The organism is Rhodohalobacter sulfatireducens (genome assembly GCF_022012475.1).
Classification (GTDB): domain Bacteria; phylum Bacteroidota; class Rhodothermia; order Balneolales; family Balneolaceae; genus Rhodohalobacter; species Rhodohalobacter sulfatireducens.
Genome location: NZ_JAKLWS010000020.1, coordinates 1 through 20,065, shown reverse-complemented (window position 1 = coordinate 20,065; position 20,065 = coordinate 1). Strand labels below are relative to the sequence as shown.

Annotated in this window: 18 protein-coding genes; 4 read left to right on the top strand and 14 right to left on the bottom strand. The window is 42.4% G+C overall.

What is annotated here, in order from left to right:
- Positions 1-73: 73 nt before the first annotated feature.
- Complete coding sequence (locus L6773_RS14120; RefSeq protein ID WP_237855085.1) at positions 74-988, bottom strand: alpha/beta hydrolase; 915 nt, start codon at positions 986-988, stop codon at positions 74-76.
- A gap of 102 nt (positions 989-1,090) precedes the next feature.
- Positions 1,091-1,867 (bottom strand): SDR family NAD(P)-dependent oxidoreductase, encoded by a 777-nt coding sequence (locus L6773_RS14115; protein WP_237855084.1) that lies wholly within the window; start codon positions 1,865-1,867, stop codon positions 1,091-1,093.
- 198 nt (positions 1,868-2,065) lie between these two features.
- Here L6773_RS14115 and L6773_RS14110 point away from each other — a divergent pair, with 198 nt between their 5' ends.
- Entirely contained in the window at positions 2,066-4,474 is a 2,409-nt protein-coding gene (locus L6773_RS14110) for a beta-N-acetylhexosaminidase (protein WP_237855083.1), read from the top strand.
- Between the two features lie 282 nt (positions 4,475-4,756).
- On the opposite strand, the gene L6773_RS14105 is transcribed toward L6773_RS14110, so the two are convergent.
- Both L6773_RS14105 and L6773_RS14100 read right to left on the bottom strand, forming a co-directional pair.
- Positions 4,757-5,272, bottom strand: coding sequence for a ClbS/DfsB family four-helix bundle protein (locus L6773_RS14105; RefSeq protein ID WP_237855082.1), 516 nt, complete (start codon positions 5,270-5,272; stop codon positions 4,757-4,759).
- A 122-nt stretch (positions 5,273-5,394) separates the two neighbouring features.
- On the bottom strand, positions 5,395-6,909 hold the full coding sequence (locus tag L6773_RS14100; RefSeq protein ID WP_237855081.1) for a GFO_1087 family putative carboxy terminal peptidase: 1,515 nt from the start codon (positions 6,907-6,909) through the stop codon (positions 5,395-5,397).
- Positions 6,910-7,057: 148 nt separating this feature from the next.
- Here L6773_RS14100 and L6773_RS14095 point away from each other — a divergent pair, with 148 nt between their 5' ends.
- Positions 7,058-7,411, top strand: a complete 354-nt coding sequence (locus L6773_RS14095) for a hypothetical protein (protein WP_237855080.1) — start codon at positions 7,058-7,060, stop codon at positions 7,409-7,411.
- 503 nt (positions 7,412-7,914) lie between these two features.
- Here L6773_RS14095 and L6773_RS14090 read toward each other — a convergent pair.
- The 4 genes from L6773_RS14090 to L6773_RS14075 all read right to left on the bottom strand — a co-directional run bounded on the left by L6773_RS14090 (position 7,915) and on the right by L6773_RS14075 (position 12,053).
- On the bottom strand, positions 7,915-8,850 hold the full coding sequence (locus tag L6773_RS14090) for a phytanoyl-CoA dioxygenase family protein (RefSeq protein WP_237855079.1): 936 nt from the start codon (positions 8,848-8,850) through the stop codon (positions 7,915-7,917).
- Between the two features lie 526 nt (positions 8,851-9,376).
- Entirely contained in the window at positions 9,377-9,763 is a 387-nt protein-coding gene (locus L6773_RS14085) for a hypothetical protein (protein ID WP_237855078.1), read from the bottom strand.
- Between the two features lie 53 nt (positions 9,764-9,816).
- Complete coding sequence (locus tag L6773_RS14080; RefSeq protein ID WP_237855077.1) at positions 9,817-10,890, bottom strand: calcium/sodium antiporter; 1,074 nt, start codon at positions 10,888-10,890, stop codon at positions 9,817-9,819.
- Positions 10,891-11,018: 128 nt separating this feature from the next.
- Complete coding sequence (locus L6773_RS14075; protein WP_237855076.1) at positions 11,019-12,053, bottom strand: sialidase family protein; 1,035 nt, start codon at positions 12,051-12,053, stop codon at positions 11,019-11,021.
- A 184-nt stretch (positions 12,054-12,237) separates the two neighbouring features.
- On the opposite strand from L6773_RS14075, the gene L6773_RS14070 reads away from it, so the two are divergent.
- On the top strand, positions 12,238-13,125 hold the full coding sequence (locus tag L6773_RS14070) for a LamG-like jellyroll fold domain-containing protein (protein ID WP_237855075.1): 888 nt from the start codon (positions 12,238-12,240) through the stop codon (positions 13,123-13,125).
- Positions 13,126-13,157: 32 nt separating this feature from the next.
- Here L6773_RS14070 and L6773_RS14065 read toward each other — a convergent pair whose 3' ends face one another.
- Together L6773_RS14065 and L6773_RS14060 are read right to left on the bottom strand one after the other, a co-directional pair.
- Complete coding sequence (locus L6773_RS14065) at positions 13,158-13,673, bottom strand: hypothetical protein (protein ID WP_237855074.1); 516 nt, start codon at positions 13,671-13,673, stop codon at positions 13,158-13,160.
- Between the two features lie 91 nt (positions 13,674-13,764).
- On the bottom strand, positions 13,765-14,526 hold the full coding sequence (locus tag L6773_RS14060) for a dimethylarginine dimethylaminohydrolase family protein (protein ID WP_237855073.1): 762 nt from the start codon (positions 14,524-14,526) through the stop codon (positions 13,765-13,767).
- Positions 14,527-14,716: 190 nt separating this feature from the next.
- Between L6773_RS14060 and L6773_RS14055 the strand changes: the two genes are divergently transcribed.
- Positions 14,717-14,887, top strand: a complete 171-nt coding sequence (locus L6773_RS14055) for a hypothetical protein (protein ID WP_237855072.1) — start codon at positions 14,717-14,719, stop codon at positions 14,885-14,887.
- Between the two features lie 132 nt (positions 14,888-15,019).
- Here L6773_RS14055 and L6773_RS14050 read toward each other — a convergent pair whose 3' ends face one another.
- The 4 genes from L6773_RS14050 to L6773_RS14035 form a co-directional block, all read right to left on the bottom strand.
- Entirely contained in the window at positions 15,020-15,913 is an 894-nt protein-coding gene (locus L6773_RS14050; RefSeq protein ID WP_237855071.1) for a DMT family transporter, read from the bottom strand.
- A 205-nt stretch (positions 15,914-16,118) separates the two neighbouring features.
- Positions 16,119-16,931, bottom strand: coding sequence for a YqjF family protein (locus L6773_RS14045; protein WP_237855070.1), 813 nt, complete (start codon positions 16,929-16,931; stop codon positions 16,119-16,121).
- Between the two features lie 589 nt (positions 16,932-17,520).
- Positions 17,521-17,898 (bottom strand): lipocalin-like domain-containing protein, encoded by a 378-nt coding sequence (locus L6773_RS14040; protein WP_237855069.1) that lies wholly within the window; start codon positions 17,896-17,898, stop codon positions 17,521-17,523.
- A 120-nt stretch (positions 17,899-18,018) separates the two neighbouring features.
- Entirely contained in the window at positions 18,019-19,128 is a 1,110-nt protein-coding gene (locus tag L6773_RS14035; protein ID WP_237855068.1) for an arabinan endo-1,5-alpha-L-arabinosidase, read from the bottom strand.
- Between the last annotated feature and the right edge of the window lie 937 nt (positions 19,129-20,065).

Here is a 20,065-nt window from a genome sequence, read left to right as displayed (position 1 = left end):
TTTATTCATTTCACAATCCTGCTTTTAATACACCTAGAAGAAGTAGAATACCTATCAGGTGATTACGAACAATTCAATCCAGGGTTTCCAGCCAATCATATAATCGTTCGGTCCATCCTTCGAGATGATCATGCCCAATTGCCAGTGCAAAACCGTGTCCGCCTTCGGGGTAGATATGCATCTCCGGTTGATGACCTTTTTCTTTGAGTGCCTTGTAGAACATCAGGCTGTTTTCTACGGGAACCGCATCATCATCGGTTGCATGAAGCAGAAATGTCGGGGGTGTATTTTCGGAAACCTGTGTTTCGTTCGAATAGTATTCAATCATGGCTTCATCTGGATTTTCACCCAGCAGATTATTTCTTGAACCATCGTGGCCGTAAGGCTCTTTCATTGTTATGACAGGGTAGATCAAAATCATAAAATCAGGACGGGCACTGAGTGTATTGATGGAATCGGCTTCAATGACCTCTTCATGGTCGAAGTGTGTTCCCAGGGTAGAGGCAAGATGACCGCCGGCGGAGAAACCCATCACCCCAATTTGATCTTCTGAAAGATTCCAGTTTTTGGAATTTGCCCGGATGGTTCGAATGGCTCGTTTTGCATCCTGCAATGGAGCTTTATGCGATTCAACGACTGAATCTGAAATCGGCAGCCGGTATTTAAGTACAAATGCCGTAATTCCATTGGAGTTGAACCACTTGGCAAAGTCCGTTCCTTCCCAGTCATAAGCGAGTCCCCGGTATCCTCCGCCCGGTAAAATCAAAACAGCTCTGCCTGTTGCATGTGCTTTGGCCGGCAGATAGATCTCCAGGGTTGGTTTTTGAACCTGTTCAATCCATAAAATTCTTTCGGTTTCATGGATCTCTGTTACTTCTGTTGGCTGTGAATTCGGAACACCATCATGCCATAATGGGATTATTTGTTGGCTGAATGCCGTGTTGATGGATAAGATCAGGCAGCCAAGTAATAGAATAAATTTTTTCATTGTTTTAAGCTGTTTTTTTCAATGGGTAATAAAAGGGATATGAACCAATAAAACTACTCAATTCGAATGAATTTGAATCTAATTCCACTATCAGAGTTAATGTTAAATTCGTTTATTCTCAGTCATTTTTCCCATCAATCTGCCGATGGCATCCGGGAACCGCCGGGCTAAGAAAAGGTAGAATGCTGTTAGAATATTCGGGGTGATTATTCTCTTTTTAGATTGAATCTTGCAGGCAATCTGCCGTCCGATCTTCTCCGGATCTTCCATCGCATCAACCGGGATACCGAGAGGAGAAGCGGATTTTGTGTTTGTTAAAGGTGGATGTATGGTATGGACGGTGATTCCATATTTTTCAAGTTCATACGCCAGTGTTTTTGATAAGGCTTCAATCGCACCTTTAGACGATGAATATCCTGTGAGTCCGTTAAAACCGGTAATTCCCACTCCGGAACCGACATTGTGAATTGTACCACGACCTCTTTCCTTCATCGCAGGTAATACTAAACGGATCATGCGAACGTAGCCGAAATAATTGACTTCAAACTCTTTGTAGAACTCTTGGAGGGACTTCTCATCAAAAGGAGAAAACAGGGCCAGGCAGGCATTATTTACAAGAATATCGATTTTATTCCATTTTTGAAGAGTGGACTGAATCGCCCGCTGGATATCTTCATCCCGGGTAACATCCGTTTGACAAACCAAAAGTGTATCATGAAATGATTTCTGCAAATCCTTCAGATGTTCACATTCCAAGTCTAATCCCGCCACATAATAACCTTCTTCCAAAAGTGATTTAGCCAGGTAATATCCGATGCCATTGTTCGCCCCGGTGATAACAACAACTACTTTCCCCTCTTTGGTGATATTATTTTTCATAGAAGTTCTCCCTGATTTTTTTTGGCCTCCCCAAAATCCTTCTATCTATAAAGATATGAGTATTATAGATAGATTTTACATTTTTTAGGTGCAGAAGGGTAATAATTGAACGAACATCATCTTGAGATTTTTCTATTTTACAATATCATCTGATTACAAAATATTTAGAATTGAACGAAGAGAACCATCCGGGAGAATATGTTAAAAAAAGTATTGTTGGGTCTACTTTTCTTGTTTGTGATTTTGCTCATTGGAGGATATGGATACTACCGTTTTGTAATCTATGAACCGCCGCTTATCTCTCAGGAAGACCGAAAGTATCTGAATGTGATGCCTCTGCCCGCCAAAATGGAATTTACAGGCGGACGGTTTCAGATCGAACAGGATTTTAGCGTTTCGGTTCAGGGGGAATCGAGTGAGAAACTAAGCCGGGCGATTGATCGATTCAAAGCAAAATTAGCTCGAAAATCAGGGATCAATTTTAGTGAGGGGATTCAACCTGCGAAAATGACAATCATCAATGAAAGCGTCGGTAACCCGATTCCTGTTGGAGAGGAAGAAGAATTCTATGAACTAAGTGTGACCGAATCGGGAATGGAGCTTCATTCCAATTCAGACTATGGAGCCATTCATGGACTGGAAACAATGCTTCAATTGGTTGAGGGTTCATCCATTCCAACACTTACACTTGAGGACCAACCGAGATTTTCCTGGCGGGGCTTGATGATTGATGTGAGCCGGCACTGGATACCGAAAGAGGTCATTCTTCGAAACCTGGATGCGATGGCCGCTTTGAAAATGAATGTACTTCATCTGCATCTGTCAGACGACCAGGGATTTCGTGTCGAGTCCAAAACGTTTCCGAGACTTCATGAAGTAGGAAGCAATGGAAAATATTTTACGCAGGAGGATATAAAGGATATCATTCAGTATGCGGCAGATCGTGGAATTCGAATTATTCCTGAGTTCGATGTGCCTGGACATACTAAAAGCTGGCTGATTGCTTATCCACAGTATGCCTCGGTTGAAAAGGAATTTACCTTCGGCAGGAAACAAGGAGATGAGATATTCTCTGTTCCGATGGATCCAACCAGCGAAGATACTTACGAATTTTTGGATGCATTTTTTGCGCAGATGGCAAGCCTGTTTCCCGATCCATATATGCACATCGGCGGTGACGAGGTGAATCCCAAATACTGGGAAGAGAGTGATCGCATCCGGGCGTTTATGGAAGAGAATGACCTTGAGACAGCCCACGAGCTTCAACTCTACTTCAACAAGAGAATCAACCGAATTTTAGCTGATCATGGGAAGAAAATGGTCGGTTGGGAGGAGATTCTTTCACCAGATCTGCCGGAGAATGTTGTGGTTCAGTCCTGGATTAATCAGAAATCTTTATTTGAAGCGGTTCAATCGGGTTACTATGGAATTCTTTCAGCCGGGCTTTATCTCGATCACAAACTTCATGCAGGCACTCATTACGCTGTCGATCCGCACGTTTTACCCGGCGCCGTAGAGATTGAACCGGATACATCTCACTGGAAAATGTATGATGTAGCACTGGATGTTCCGGGTAATCAGACTGAAACGAAGATGGTATTGTTTGATCGAAACCCGGAGGATGTCTACGGTTTTTTTGCCATGTTTGATCAGAGATCCGGCTTCACCGGGGGGTCCATTAATGGAAATGAACTTTCATTTGAATTTGAAGCCGGGAATATTGGCAACCTGTCTTTTAATGCCGAGTTAATTGATGATTCATTAGACGGATCGATTTCGTTGGGTCCGTTGAGTTTTTCTGCAAACGGACATCTTTCAGGTGGCCATGAAATGCCGGGAACCGAGATGCCGCAGGTAGAAGTTATGGAGCCGCTGACTGAAGCAGAGAAGGGCAGGATATTAGGGGGTGAGGCAGCTATGTGGACCGAGGTGGTATCTGCCGAAACAATCGACTCCAGAATATGGCCCAGAACTGCGGCAATAGCTGAGAAACTCTGGTCACCCCGGGAGTTGACTGCAGATGTTGAAGATATGTACAGGCGGCTCGAATTTGTATCTGGGCAGTTAGAGGATTTGGGTTTGAAGCACAGATCATACCGAATCCCCATTCTGAAAGAGATTGGGGATGATGCTTACGAACCTTTGAAAGAACTCGTATCTATTTTAGAAGAGGCAAAATACTACAACAGGCTTCAATTTTTGATGGAATTTGATGAAGTGTACTTGCCGGACTTAGAGCTCCGCAATATTGCAGATGCAGCATACCCGGAGAGTATGAAAGCGAGAGAATTTAACAACCTGGTGAACAGTTTTATTGAGGAGCCGTCAGAAGAAAAAAAAGAACAGATACTTTCACACCTCGAATCCTGGGCAATCATCCTCGAGCAACTTGATCCACACTTTGAGGATTCAGAAAAATTGCAGGATGTTGAAAAGCTTTCAGAACAATTGGCAGAGATTTCAAATATTGTAAGAAATAAGCTTCAGGATGGAAGCTTTGAGTACGATCATCAGAAAGCTGAGGAGACACTTAGGTTCCTGGACCAGGGAGAAAATGGTGTTGTGGTGGCTGTCGTTCCGGGTTTAAGGAGAATCCTTTTTGAGTAGGGAGGTGATTCCTTGGATCTATATTTACGTCAGTTCGATACAATGATGAATTAAATAGATTGAATACGTCACATTGAGTCCGCCTGCGCTAAGGCTACGGAGGACAAGTCCGCCTGCGCCAAGGCTACGGAGGACAAGCCCGCCTGCGCTAAAGAAGTGATTGTAAATGGTACAAGTTACAAACTTGCGCCAGTATTGAGAATTCTATTTCTCATAAGAGTTGCGCACAAACTGATGATTCTCAAAGTTTTTACATCGAACAGAAGTCGTTATACTAAGAAATTATGTCACAAATGGTGAAGACTTAGTGGCTTTTTTGATCAGTTTATATGCCCAGTCGTAATGGCTGGATGTGGCTGACACAAGGTATGCACCTAATGACGTGGAACCGGTCCAGCGGTATCTTTTTTTCTCAAAAAGTTCTTTTTCGGTGTGGCGTTGAATGATTTTTTGAACCTCGTCAAATGATTCTCTCAGTAATTTTCGAGCATCATCCAACTCCATATCCTTGTAATCTTCCCAAATCTTCTTATTGAGATCTGGAAGTGATTTCCATGAATACCCTGATGCGGGCATCTCCGGTTTTTCATCTTTCATTCCCACATAATACCAATCCAGGAACATCAGGTGCCAGTGATGCAGGTGGGCAAGCACATCACTGATGTTGCGATTCATCGTGCCTTCCGGAAAATCAGCTCGCTGCTCTTCAACCGGTAAAGAGTCGATCAGATCAATCAGCTTCTTGTAATTCCCCCGGCTGAGTTTAAAAAGCTGCTCCTTTGTTTTTGGTCTCGGCATGTTCTATTCCCTCTCATTTGATTGCAATTAGAACGACTCCGTAATTCCATATTACAAAAAACAGGAATAAAATGGCCCAAAATTTCTAAAATATATGCTTGAAGCCCATGTTTCTACTACTTTTATTGGCTGGGAGTCAACCCAAGATCTTTTGCTTCTCCCGGAAGGATGTACATATCTTTACCGAACTGTTCCAGGTCTCGACTATCTTTGAAGATATCTCCCCTATAGGGTACTGGGGCGGCGAGTTGTTTCGCTACAGGTTCTCCGGAGATCAGTTCCAATGCTCTCGCGAGAAGAGGGTCGTTTACATCTCCAAGCGGAGGAAGGTTATCTAAATAATCGAGTTCTCTTATAAAATTATCACCTTCAGGGAGAAAACCTTCGCCATTCGATTGCCCGTTTGTATTTCTAATTTTCAGAATAATAGGTTGAATGGCATATTCATGAGATGGATTTGCTTGTTCTCTGTCGGTGTAAGGAGCCGGAGCGTCATAGAGTGTCAGGGAAGCATCATCTTTTCCAACGGTTTGGCGGCCGATATAGGCTACCTCCATAAATGGCATCAAACCATTAATTACAGATTCGCTTGCAGAGGCCGTACTAAATCCTGTTAGAACAAATAACCTGTCCAATGAGGAAAGTTTATTCATAGTGATTTGATCAGTTTCTTCACCGGCTTCGTTATATATCCTCAAATCATCCTGGAACGGAACTTTCGTGCCTTGCTGAGATCGTTTTTCATTAAACGTGTACTCGGCAAAAGTTTCTGATTCTCCAAGTCCGGAAATCATGCTGGAAAGTGTGGCGCTTGTGATTACTGCACCCCCGCCATTATATCGAAGATCTAAAACGAGTTCATCAATTCCTTCAGACATAAAATTCCCAAAAACATCATTTAGATCTTGGTGAGAGTTTGTTTGAAAAGAGTTGTAGAGCAAATACCCAACTTTAGAAGTTCCTGTGTCAATCACTTTCGACAGATAGATCGGGTTTTCCTGGATTTGAGTGGCATTTACAGTCACCGTTTCGCCCGTTTCCGTGATTTCACCACCTATAGACTCAGCTAAGTTAAGTTCAATTGGATTGTTTGCGAGTAGAGATCGGAAGTTATTCACTGTTAAGGCTGTGCCGTTGATACCCGTAAAGATATTACCGCGTGTTAAACCGGCCTCATCTGCTGGAGTATCTTCCAAAACATATTGTACGTATCCAAATATGTCGCTGCTATTTCTATCAAGTTGAACAAGGCCATATTCAAACCCAAAATCTTGAGAAATACCTTGCCTTGACTGAAGGAACTCTTCATAATCATCTATAAAAAATGAGAAATCATCTTCGCCAATGCCCTGGCCGAAATTTTCCGGGGTAAATAAAAGGTCTTCAAAGACGCCCTCAGCATCCTGGAAATCCATCAAATAATCGTGGTAGGCTTGTTCGCCGTCGAAAAAATCTTTGTTATCGGCCAGTTTCGGGACATCGGCCTGCCAGAAATACCAATAATTCAACGCCTCCCAAACAAATTGTCTTTGGGAAGGTGCTTCTTCCACATTTGATCCGGTGGAGTTGTCATCGCATCCCCAGAAGATTAGGGCAATGACTAACAGGGTGGTAAATAGATGAAATCTTTTTTTCATGAGAATATTCGTTAAAATCTGGTAGTATTTTTAGCGTTATCTATTACAAATAGTCTATCGTTTAAAAGTAAAACTTATGAGGACAACATTTATTACGATACTATCATTTTTTCTTTTATTGATGGCTTGCTCATCAGGAGAAAAATTAATGAACGATAAAGATATTCACATCATTCAAGCTGAATACATACACTGGAGAGACGCCCCGGCAACTCAATCGGGTGTACCGGAGAGAGGTACGGATCTCGAGTTGGTTGCAGAAAGCTGGCCTGAAGGGGCAGAGCCGACCCATGTTGTTTATCGAAAAATGAGATCATTTCCCGCTGAGATTACTGACACAACAGAAACAGGAGTTGTTATTTTTGCAAGAATTATTCGAAGCTCTGCCGTTTTAGAGCAAACCTCAGATAGGGTTGAACTTACGGATCGGCTTGTGTTTACAACTGCCGACGGTAAAACCAAGTATATAGAGATCGAAGATTGGAGCCGAATGGAGAATTGAACGATCAAAATTTCTCAGCATATCCCTGCGAACTCCGCAATTTAACCGCTGTGGACGCTGGGGGACGCAGAGTGTTTGTTTTGTCAAGCGTTGAGTGGTGTGTGAAATAGGGTAGGTCGAATTAAGCGTCTACGGAGTTCCGGTAGCTTAACCTATCATCAAGATATAATTCCGTCAATTTCAATCCGGATAAAGAATTCCAGGCCAACTTTTCTCAGCGCATCTTTGCGTACCCCGCGGTTCAAATAAACCGCTGTGAGCGCTGAGTAACGCAGAATGTTTGTTTCGTCAAGCGTTGAGTGGTGTGTGAAAGTAGGGTAGGTCGAATTAAGCGTCTGCGGAGTTACGGTAGCTTAACCTATCATCAAGATATAATTCCGTCAATTTCAATCCGGATAAAGAATTTTTAGGCCAACTTTTCTCAGCATATCCCTGCGAACCCCGCGGTTCAAATAAACCACTGGGAGCGCTGAGGACCGCAGAGTGTTTGTTGGGTTAGCGTATCACCAGTCCTTTAACCCAAGTAATTTCTTACCCAAATCCGTCAATTCTGCTGTTTTAGCATGTTTTTGCTCCCATTTTCTTGGATCACCGGGAAACGCATATCCTTGGGGTGCAATTCGATCGCGCCAGGATTTAATTCGCCATTCTCTCAACGCTTCATTGTCTTCTTCGGCAGGAGTCATCGAAAGATATTGTGCAATTCGGGGCCGGTCAGAGTGATTGGGTCGTATTCCGTGAGGTAACATGCTGTTGAATATCAACAAGTCACCGGCATTCATATTTACTTTTTTGATATCAAACCCGGAGATATCTGGTTGAAATGGATCACGGTCATCGGGTTGATCTTTCACCCATTCGTCAAAATTGCGGTAGAGTTCGGGCACGCATTGAAAACCACCGGTTTCATCATCGGTATCGGAAAGTGCAAGCACGCCTTGAACATTCACAGGCAGAGGGTTCTTGGAAGTATCAATATCCCAGTGGATAAATCCCTCAAATTCATATCCTTCTCTGACGGGAAAATTCAAATTCATACGATCGATTGATACCCACAATTTCTCCGTTCCCCAAATATCTACAAATGTATGATATACTTTAGAGTGTTGTCGATTATCCCACAAAGCCTGGTGATTGTACACTTCCACCATGCCACTGTTCACTAATTCGGTCATTTCAATCTCACGCCGGGGTGGGCGATACCAACTGGAGGGTTCACCGGGTTCTTTTTCTTCAAACTCCCAGATTAAATCAGTTGCAGCTTTTACATTCTCTTTTGGAACTGCATCAGAAATAATCAGATAACCGTTCTTTTGCCAAAACGACCAGTCATCTTCTGACAGTACGCGAAGGGGTTCAATCTTATCTCTCTGATTAAACGTACGCTCGAGATCGTAGGATACACCGGCATTTCCGGGTTTTCTGTCAGTATCTTCCATGAATTGTTCTCCTTTTGTATGGATTCATACAAAATCTGCGAAAAGAGTACCAGACTTCCAAAAATGTCATTTGATTTTTTAAAAGCCCAATACATCATAATCTTGTATTACTTCTCTGTTTTCTCCAGATTTCGAGATTAATCTAACCTGAACCAGGATAAATATTAGTTGAGGAGTGTCCCCCTTTCCCCCATCGGGATCCCTTTGGGAGAAGGGGGCAATGGGGGATGAAAAGAACTGGGGTTTCACTGAAAAACTTGCATACAAAGCACCAATCTATAATCAACAGGTCATACACCAGCTCACTCTGCTCACTTTCCCCGTTTAAGAAGGGTTTTAGAAAAGATTTTCTCTTTATACAACGCAAGTTTAACGAGGTGAATATAGTGTTAAGGCGAGCCGATCTATGTAACGCGACTTGCCAGAGCCGTAATAGACAAAGAGACTCTGGAAAATTTGAACACTTTTTATGAATTCTTAAACTCTTGCTTCATTGATACGACGAAGGCAAAAGCATCCGTACTACTCAAACCGGCGAAGTAAAATTCAGTTTGATAAATCCGGCTGTGAGAACCAAGTACAACAGAGCGGGGATTCCAAAGATAATCCAAGATTCCGAGCTAAAAACATATTTCAGTAATCCCAGCCCGGTCGCAAGATGGAATACAAGATTCCCCAATTGAATAGGTTTCCCGTAAATACCGCCAACTGTTAAACCACGGCTCATAAAGTTGATGATGGCAATTCCTATCAAAGCCGAGCCTAAAACCTGCATGAGGGCCAGATCAGCACTGTTCATATCTGTAGTACCAATAAATTTTCCCGTTTCCTGTGGCAAAAATGTGATGAAAAAGCCGATAATTCCGTTTATTGCACCACTCGAAATCAGAATAGTTTTGCTGAGATTTTTCATGAATTCGATCTATTTAATTAAAAATGAGCCCGTAGTATAAAAAAAATAGATCGCTAGGGTGAAGCTTGGTCTGTAGGTTTTTTGAACTCCTGGAAGAAAATTACTCCAATTGTAATGACTGTAATTGGTACGACAAAATAAAACATCACATAATTGAAGGCCGGGAGGAGATCATGTTGTGCAGCATTCAGAATAAGATACAGTGTGTAAGCAATATAATAGCCCAGGAAAAGAGCCCCTTCCCATCGATCTATTGTACCTCCGGTAAAAAAGATGGGCAGGCAGGCCACTGAAACAGCAATTAACAGCGGGATTTCCAAGCCAATTGCCGCTTCAGAAACCGGTAGCCCAGCCGGTGCCAGGACACTCGAGATACCAAGTACTGCAAGGATGTTAAAAATGTTACTTCCCACAACATTTCCTACTGCTATGTCACGTTCTCCCCGAATTGCGGCAATGATGGAGGTTACAACTTCAGGCATTGAGGTACCTGCAGCAACGATGGTAAGTCCTATAATCAGTTCACTGATTCCAAGTTGTTCGGCAAAGGTCACAGCGCTATTAACCAGCCATCTTGATCCGAAAATTAACATAAGTAATCCGGCAGTAACAAAGATGATATTTAAACCCCATTTTACTTCTTCGGGCTCATCTAATGATTCTGTTAAAGTGGACTGTTTCTTCTTTCGTAAACTAAAATATGCCAGGGTCCCGAGGTATACTACAAGCCCAATGATCATGAACCAACCATCCAATCCGCTGATAACTTGATCTAATGAGATCAATAAAACCGCAACTGAAAGCAGGACCATAATGGGGACATCAAACCGTATGAGCTGTTTGGATACAAAAAGAGGGGCAATGATGGAGGAGAGTCCCAGGATAAAAAGTATGTTGAAGATATTGCTTCCTAATACATTTCCAAGTGCAATGTCTGCCTGGCCGGCGATGGATGATTTGATGCTAACAGCAAGCTCGGGTGAACTGGTGCCGAAGGCTACCACCGTAAGTCCGATAATCAGAGGAGTAATCCCAAGCCCGGCAGCAATTTTTGAAGCTCCACTAACTAAAATTTCGGCCCCGACAATTAGAAAAACTAATCCTAAAATAAAGAATAGAATGGTCATGAAAGGAGAAGTAGTGTCGTTGATGGATGAAATTGATGTCGGATCGTCATACGATTTTCATATCAATAATATTCATGATTACATCCCTTCCGTTGAAAATATTTTTAAAACAGATCTATTCAAAATGTTCACTGCCCAGGCGTCAGTGAATCAAGCGAAACGGTTATAAACACGTTTTCGGAATAATTATCTTTTTCGAAGAAGAGACCAATATTTCCATTCTCCAAAATTGTCATAGATGAGTATGCTGCACTGCCCGGATAGATAGTTGTACCCTCAGTCCAGGTTTTTCCTTCATCGAGGCTGGTGCGGATGGTCATGTTTTTACGCTCATCCGGATTTTTTGAATTTGAAAACAACAGTATAGTTTGATCTTCTTGGGTGGTGTACCGGATCAAACTGGCATTGGACCCTGGATCGATAAGAGTTGAATCCGGTTTACTTATCCATGTCTCTCCATGGTCTGTAGATGTGTGAACGTACCGCATGCCAATGTTGGCCACGCGGCTGTTGACCATCCAGGATCCATCACTCAATTCTATTACTTTGGATTCATCCGCGGGATTGATGGGCGAATCAATAAAAAACCAATTTTGTCCATGATCTTTACTGCCAAACAGGAATACTCCCTCGTCCAGGTTCACAAGAGTGTGCAACAGGGTTCCGTCTGACGATTGAATGCCTCTTCCGGAGGTGATAAATTTAAAATCGTCATGCCATTCCGGTTTAGTTATTTGTGAGGTGAGGTCAACAGGATCACTCCAGGTTTTGCCGTTATCATTACTTGAAACAGCTTTCAGGTAGTAGATATCTTGCTCGTTATCAAGATCCATATAGTTATAGAACATCCATAGGGTATCGGTTTGCCGATCGAGTATCATGGAGGCATCGGAAGCGGATTGTCCAAAAGGATAGTCAACCACAGTTTCGATCTCCGACCAGGTCTCTCCATTGTCGGAGCTTGTTCGAATGACGATGTTGATATCCCGATTGCTTCGCAAGTCTCCACAATTTTCAACTCGTTCGTCAATGGCTGCAATTAAGTCGCCATTTGATGCTGTAATCAGGGCGGGAATTCGATAGCATCCGTCTTCTAAATCTGCACTGTTAAAAAGATTTATGAACTCAGAATTTTGGTTTCCCTTCAATTCTTGTGCGGACAAGCTCACGCAGAAAATCAAAGAAAATATGATAAAGTGGTACGAACTACGGACGAAGTATTTACGAAGCATTTTTTGATGGTTGATTATTTTTTTGACAGCTAAAACTATGAAACTTTCAAGCAAGAATTGGCATGGTATTTTGTTTTGTGTTATGATTTAGAACTCTTTAACCAAAACTGAAACTATGAATTACGTTAAATTTGCACTGAGTTTACTCACCCTGATCGTTGGAAATACGGTAATTTGTGCACAATCATCGAGTGGGGAAATGGATCTGCAAATAAAACAATCATTAACATTTTTTTCTTCATTTGATGAAGGTTTTGAAGCTGAACTCTCAGCAGGTGATCCACATTTTTATGTTGCCCCAAGCTGGGAAGAGAGGGAAATGAGCCGGGAATTGTACTCAGGCGGAGATCATCTGCAAATCCAAAAAGGTGACGGGCGACATGGAGATGCATTGTGGATTGAAAACGCTGACAGGCCGGTCTATTTCTACCAGGGGAAGGAAAATATCAACTATTCTGAAATGAATTGGGAGGGAACGGTTTCGTTCTGGCTTAGACTTTCCCCTGATGAAGATTTGACGGAGGGTTATTCAGATCCTATTCAACTTACGGACAGTGCCTGGAATGACGGTGCACTTTACGTTGATTTTACCACGAAAACTCCACGAACATTTCGATTCGCTTTCTTTGCTGAGCGTGAGATCTGGGATCCGCAACTTCGTAACTGGCAGGAGATTCCGATGGAAGAGCGTCCGATGGTAGAGGTTGAAGAAAAGATTTTTAGCAGAGAACAATGGGTTCACATAGCGTTTTCTTTTCGAAATTTTAATACGGGAGAAAAAAATGGAGAGGTTGACTGTTATATCAACGGAGAATATTATGATACGCTGAGTGGCAGAGAACAAACTCTGGTTTGGGATAAAGAATCCTCAGCTATCTGGCTTGGATATAACTATACGGGCTATTTTGATGAACTGGCTCTGTTTGACCGGGCGTTGAGTACTGAAGAGATTCAGTATCTTTATTCGCTATCAGGCGGGATAGCAAGCTTTTTTCCTGATTAAATTACCTTCGATTATTGAGCCGTTTTATACTTTTAAAAAATTCCTCGGTCAGGAAAACTCACATGGTTCACGCGGTATACTCCATCATATTTACTAAGCGTGAAAACGTAAGTAGCTGAAGCAGCTCTGTCTTGGTAAATAACCGTTCGTACGTTCACATCTCCATTCGATTCTCTCTCCAGGCTTTCCAGGTTGATTTGAATACCACGCTTATTAACATCCTCTTTGTGAACAACAGGGGCTGAAAAACCAAACGATTTTCTTGAGGAAGAGATTGGTCCAACATTGGAGATGTGGTCTTCAAATTTGTTTAGAATTTCAGGTGAAGGATCTTTACCGGTTGTACCAATAAACAGATAATCGATCTCTACTTTAGGGTGATAAGTCAGGTAATCAACCAAACTGGAAAAGACCTCTACCTCAATTTGGTTTCGTTCCTTAGTACTTAATTCCCAATTCAGATTAAAAACATATACCGAGCCCATCAAACCAATGAATGAGAGGGCAAGAATCAAAATATTTTGTGCTCTTACGTTTTTATACCACATAGGTGTGGGATCAAAGGGTAAAAATATCTACTAGTTATTCAACTTATTAGGTCATGCCAAAGTTCTAAAACAATGATTAGGTGTTTCATATTTAAAAGCGTAGCGATAAACAACTCAAACCACCGTCCATTTTTTGAAATTCAGACATTTCAAGTTCAATCACCGGATATCCTAACTCCGATATTTTTTGAGTTGTAGTTGGATAACCGGCGGGAACAAGTACATACTCGTTGATCCAGACACAGTTGGCAGCATAGGCCTCCTTTTCCGAAACTACGATTTTATGAAAATTATTAAACTCTGATTTGTGCTCCAATTCTGAACAAACAACAAGGTTGTTGTTTTGCAGGTAGGAAACTCCTGTTTTTAGATGAAGAATCTTATCTATTTCAATGACAGAACCGGTCATTCCAAATTGGTTTAAAATACGGATCAGTTGATCTGCACCCTCCCTGTTCGAACGCTTCGAGAGTCCAATATAATGATGGTTGCCAACTGTTAATATATCCCCGGCATCTAACCTGCCGGGGTCTTTTATCTCCATGATTTCTGAATAAAACTCACTGATTATTTCCCTGATCTTTACTATTTCACCTTTCCTGGATGGAGCACCCGGATTTGTAATAACTGCACAATCCGGCGTCAAAAGAGCTGTATCTTCAACAAATGTAGAATCCGGAAAATCTTCATCTTTTGGTAATACTGTTACATCTAAACCACAGTCTGCAAGTGCATTTTGGTACGATTGGTGTTGAACGAGTGCGAGTTCAAGGTCAGGTGCCCCCAGATCCGCTGAGGTCAGCCCATTTTCAAAACTTTTTCCGGGTTTTCGGATAATTGCATTAGAAAACATAAAAGTCTGTATTTTTTTTCAATTCTCTCAAGACACAATCGAATACAAAAATTTAAAAGTATTGCGAAAATACTGTTTCATTTGTAATGAATACTCCGGGATATCTTTTTAAAACTATTACCGGTATGAGATTGTATTTATTGTTCTTAAATTATAGTAAATAGTTTAAACGAATGGAAGGGGAGAGCTTATGAAACCATTAGGAATTGTACTACTGTTGTCGGGGATTTTTATCATATTATTTAGCTTTTTGACCGATATAGGTTCAACGTCATACGCTGCAAATTGGGCACCGTGGTTGGGGATTTTGGTCTTTATTACAGGTGGTGTATCCTACTTTATGGCGCGGGACGAAGAATAAGCATCATTAGATCCACCTCAAGGAAGTAATTGAATGCGAAAGGATTGTTAAAAGCAGCGCCCCTGATTGGGTACACCCCAAATGGCTGTACTCACAAACAAAAAGGAAATGCCGAGATTTTGTCAACCGGTACTACTTAGATTGTGAATCTACCAACATCGGTCCCGACTGAATGCTCAGTGTAGTTACTGTGATCAATATCAGGCCCACACCGAGGATTTGAAAACCGGCCAGGTTTTCATTCAAAATAAAGACACCAAACAGAGATGCAGTAACCGGTTCTGCCATGGCTACAACAGAAGCCACAGCGGGGGCGGTGTTCTTCAACCCGATGATATAAATTATAAAAGATAGTCCTGCTCCAAGGACGCCTAATATTGCAAAAAGCAACCAATCCTGCGTACTGAGTACTGCAACGATCTGGTTCCCGTCACTTGGCCAGACAAGAATTGCGGCAAGCACTGTAAACGCTATTGACAGGATCGCCTGCGGACTGCCGTGTGGTGCTGCAAACTTAAAACCGAAGATAAATACTGCATACGAGAATCCTGCAAGTAACCCGGCAAGAACACCCATTGGAGTCAAACTGCTCGCATTGATATCATATACCTCTGTGAGTAAAATAATACCCATAATTACGAGAATAACAGCAGCCCACTTAAGCGGAGTAGATTTTTCCAGCTTTAGTGTGAACGAGGCCAGGTATACGAACACAGGTGCGGTGTACATCAACGAAGCCGCAACAGCCACTCCTCCTTCCGAAATACTTATGAAATAGAATGCGAAGTTGCCGGCCACACCCAAGCCCGCAATTGCCGACCAAAACCATAAACGGTAATTTGACAAACCACTCCTTTGAGGACGCAGTAGAAGCCAAATGAAAACAAACAGTAATCCAATTCCACCCCGGTAAAATGAAACCACGAATGCATCCCAGCCATTTTCAATGAGTATCCCGCCGATTCCGCCGGATAACCCCCAGAACAGAGCTGCCAATACTACAAAAGCTGTGTTCAGATGTTTCATTTCTTAGTTGGTTTGATTAAATAAACACCGTTGGTGATGGCAAATAATAGCAGTGCTGTACAAGTTTTTTATCTCTTTTTCTGAGTCAATCATCATCGCCTGTCTCTTTGGTAATGAAGATCTCTATTTGCGACATAATTTAAAGGGTAATATAAAGACTTGTGGACCTGTGATTAAACGGTTTTACTTCAGATCTGGAGGATTATCAATTCGTTGAAGTTTCTAATTTTTCAGGAGGCCAAATTACGACATCAACGCGGGATGAAAAGTGAAACAACGGAGGGGAATCCGGAAGTTGTATATCAAATGGTGAAAGCATATTGTTTGTCATAATTTCAACCTCTGCTTTTTGAAGAGGCCAGGGCAGATGATGCACCTCTGTCCTGTACAGATCTGCATTGGAATTTTGAGCATACAGACAGTAGCGCTCCGTTAACCAGTGTTCCAATGAACCTGTTTTAGCTTCATAGGTGTCAGAGGCTGGCTGATAAGTTGCTTCGAATTCAATCCCATTTTCACCTTCTCTTTGTGAATGATACTTATAGATATTCCCGCGTTTCTTAAGGCTCATCTGCGCTCTGTAGTAAGGCAGATAAAAAAATTTTCGAGCAGCCCAGACCGCTAATGGATTCGTTGCATCGAGACTTAGAAACCAAACTCCCGGTTTCTCTTCATACTCTACATAAAGACGTACATTCAATTCCGGAAACGCAGAAATCCAGGGCAAATCAGGAAATGGACGGCGCATCACACCTTCCATTCGAAAGGGCACAATTCCTACCCACGAAGTCCCGTCAAACTCCTGGATGCTTAGTGTTTCCGGTACATATGGTCTGAGGTCAGCAGCGGGGATAGGCCAGTGGGCAAAAAGAAGATCACACCATGATTGCCGCCATCTCCAGGGTTTATCCGGAAGCGGCCAGGGGCGGTGGTCAGTTTTTTTGAGGGCTATATGTTTCATTTCAGGGGAGGAGTTAATAGTCAGTGGTTGAATCGGCCTTGAGTCTTCGGGGTCCACTTTGCAACTGTTGATCTTTATAATAAGGAATGATAGCGTTCAGTGTAAGCTGTCATTTTAATGATGTTGATACAATGTTATCTACACTTTTCTATTAAACAGCACTATTTTATTCTCTAATGCAATTGACACCCACCCGGCAGTAAATTATCAAACAGAAAAGCTGCTGTACCAACGAGCAGAGTATATACAAATTGGTCGTGGAACGATCAAAAGATACTACCGGTCTTTATCTAAATCGTGCAAATAAAGAGATGCGGCATGAAGGTGCACAATGGTTATCAAAGGCAGTGAAGCCTTGGAGGGTATCGGTCACAACTCAGCATATACATTAAATGGCATCGAATAATTGATTTGAAAAGGGGAAGGCTTTGCAAAACCCCGTGATTCCGTCATTCCGGACCCCGACAGTAGTCGGGACAGGCTTTGATCCGGAATCTCCAAATCCTGCTGAGAACCCAAAAATGGAGATCCTGAATTCCCCCATTGGGATGCCCAGGGCAAAATTCAGAATGACCAAAAGGGTTTTGCAAAGCCCTCAAGGAATGTATTCACAGCCCTTGAAATTTTCCTATTTAGAATACTCATATTATTTCACCTTTTTACCCCAAACAGACCGCCCGGAATCCGTAAGGCCGGCATAGGTTATGGTTGCACGCCGTGGTGAAGCTTCCCAGTCCCAGGCGGTGTCTATAATCAATTCGGTATCATTAACGGTTAGTGTTTGAGAATCCACATCAAATGACCATGTGCCGTTCAAAAAACCACCTACTGTTTGATCTTCGTTGAAAACAACTGTATAAGATGTTTGCATGGTTTGATATTCGTATCTCAATGTGATTTCCTCCCATGTGCCCACAATATCCTCTTTCGTTATGGTAATATCGGGAGTACCGGCATAGCGTTCGGGGGCAAGAACCGGCCATCCACTTTCTGTCCAGTAAATTTCACGTATATGGCCCATCATTACAGCATTTGAGGCATTGATCCCTCCTGCATCCGGAGGTAAACGCCCTTGTGAGGAGTAGTACCATTGACCCGTCTCCGTGTCCTGAAAAACCGAGCAGTGCGAAATTCCAACCCATCCTTAGTGACCGTTAAACCTGTATGGATGGGTTAGAACAGGCCATGCTTCTGCGCCATCCGTCACATTTCCCCCGTCAATTCCATAATACGGACCGGTGATATTTTTGGATCTCGCTACACGGGTATTGTAAGCTATCGACAACTCGTCATAGGCCAAAAACAGGTAGTAGTAACCGGTGTTCTCGTTATAAATAATTTCGGGCGCTTCAAGAGCCTGCCACCTGTTGGAATGTACATCTCCGCGTCCGGCTATTCGTACACCATAGTCTCCCAGATCATTCAGTTCAAAGGTTTTACCGGTTTCAGGATCAAGTTGTACAGCAGCAATCCCCGAATGCCATGAACCATACACCAGCCAATGTTCCCCTTCCGGAGTGGCCACATATGACGGGTCGATCGTGTTATACTTGAAATAAGCACTCCAGTCCGAATCCCCATCGCGTTGGTAGGTTTCTTTGCGATCCGCTACAGAATGGATCACCATTCCTTTGTCTTCCCAATGATTTCCAGAAAGATCCGTTGATTCTGCAAGTCCGATAAAGGCCCGTTCTGTCCAGTATCTGTTACTATTCGAACCGACGATTGGATTCGTGATTACAACACTATAATACAACCTGTATGTATCATTAACCTTTGTAATGTGTGGCGCCCAAAACCCGTAGTCGGGATTTTCAATTGGTGACAATGGCGGTTCCACTTCTGCTCTGATGTTATTTAAAGAGTCCTTTACCCATGACTGAACATCCTGAAATGCTGCACCTAAATACTCCCAATTCACTAAATCTTTGGATCGGCGATAGGGATAGTTTCCGTGCCCTTCATGCTCATTACCATAGGAGGCGTTTGTTTGATACATGTAATAATACTCACCATCCTTTACTACAGTTGGATCATGCACATTTGCCAGGTTCCATTGTGTTCGGTTTCCCCAGGAAGCAACCGGTGTATAATTATCAGAATATGTGGGGCCATCAAAATCTTCAATAATGGCCTCGTATTTTTCTTCCTTTTTTTCATCTTCTTCTCCATCATCTACACCCGTGCTGTTATCCCCACATGCTGATAAAAGGCTAAAGCTCAAAATAATGAATAGCAGTTCTAAGATTTTCATGCTTACAGCCTTTTTTGATCATTTTTGTAGTTGAACAAGTTTTATTCATGTTACTACTAAAAATTCAATAGTAGCATGAATAAAGCCGATTCATCTTAAAATAGGAATAGACCCTTAGTTTACTTCAATGAATCATTTTTAGAAAGCTAAAGGTTTGAAAAATTTTAAAGTTCAATTACGGCCCGGCGTTATGCCTCAAATGCTTTATGCTATTTCTTATGATAAAATCTTTTACAACTGACAGCATTAATTGAACTTGGCTTTATTGTATACGTTGTAATTTCCAGGAGCTGCTTTATTCCTTAAATCTAACCAAATAGTAACTTGTTTGTGATCTAATTTTGAGTAAGCTTACTGAGCTTCTAGTTGAGAGTTTAAGTAATCAGATTTATGAGGGATCTATTTACTTTTTTTCTCAAACAGTTTCGAAAATAACCGGCACAGTTGTCAATTTAGTTGATAAAGGGTGATGTCTCAATCTATCAGAATCATTCGAATAAGCAAGGCGGTGCCAGGTTGAGTTGCTTTGTTATCCAATCGTATTCGGATATCGAATGCGACTGCGAAACCATTTCATACGCAAACGGGCAGAACGGATCAGCCACATTCAGCATACGACCTACTGCATCTGGTTCGGGAGGCCTCGGGAGAAGAAATCGGAATGCAAACGGAAGAACCTGATGCGCCCGGGAGTAAATCCTTAAGACGCTATGCATGGAGTCCCGACAGCTGTCAGGATGGGAGGCTGGCGAGTCGCACAAAGCCCCACCCTGAAAACGACCATCACCTTGGCCGGACTGAAGAAACGGGGCTATATTGCTATGTTGGAACTCTATCACCAGATCAGGTCAACGTAGCAAACCGCCGTATACGCGACCCGTATGTACGGTGGTGGGAGAGGCGCACCGTGGGCTTATTGCTCACGGCCGTCTACTCG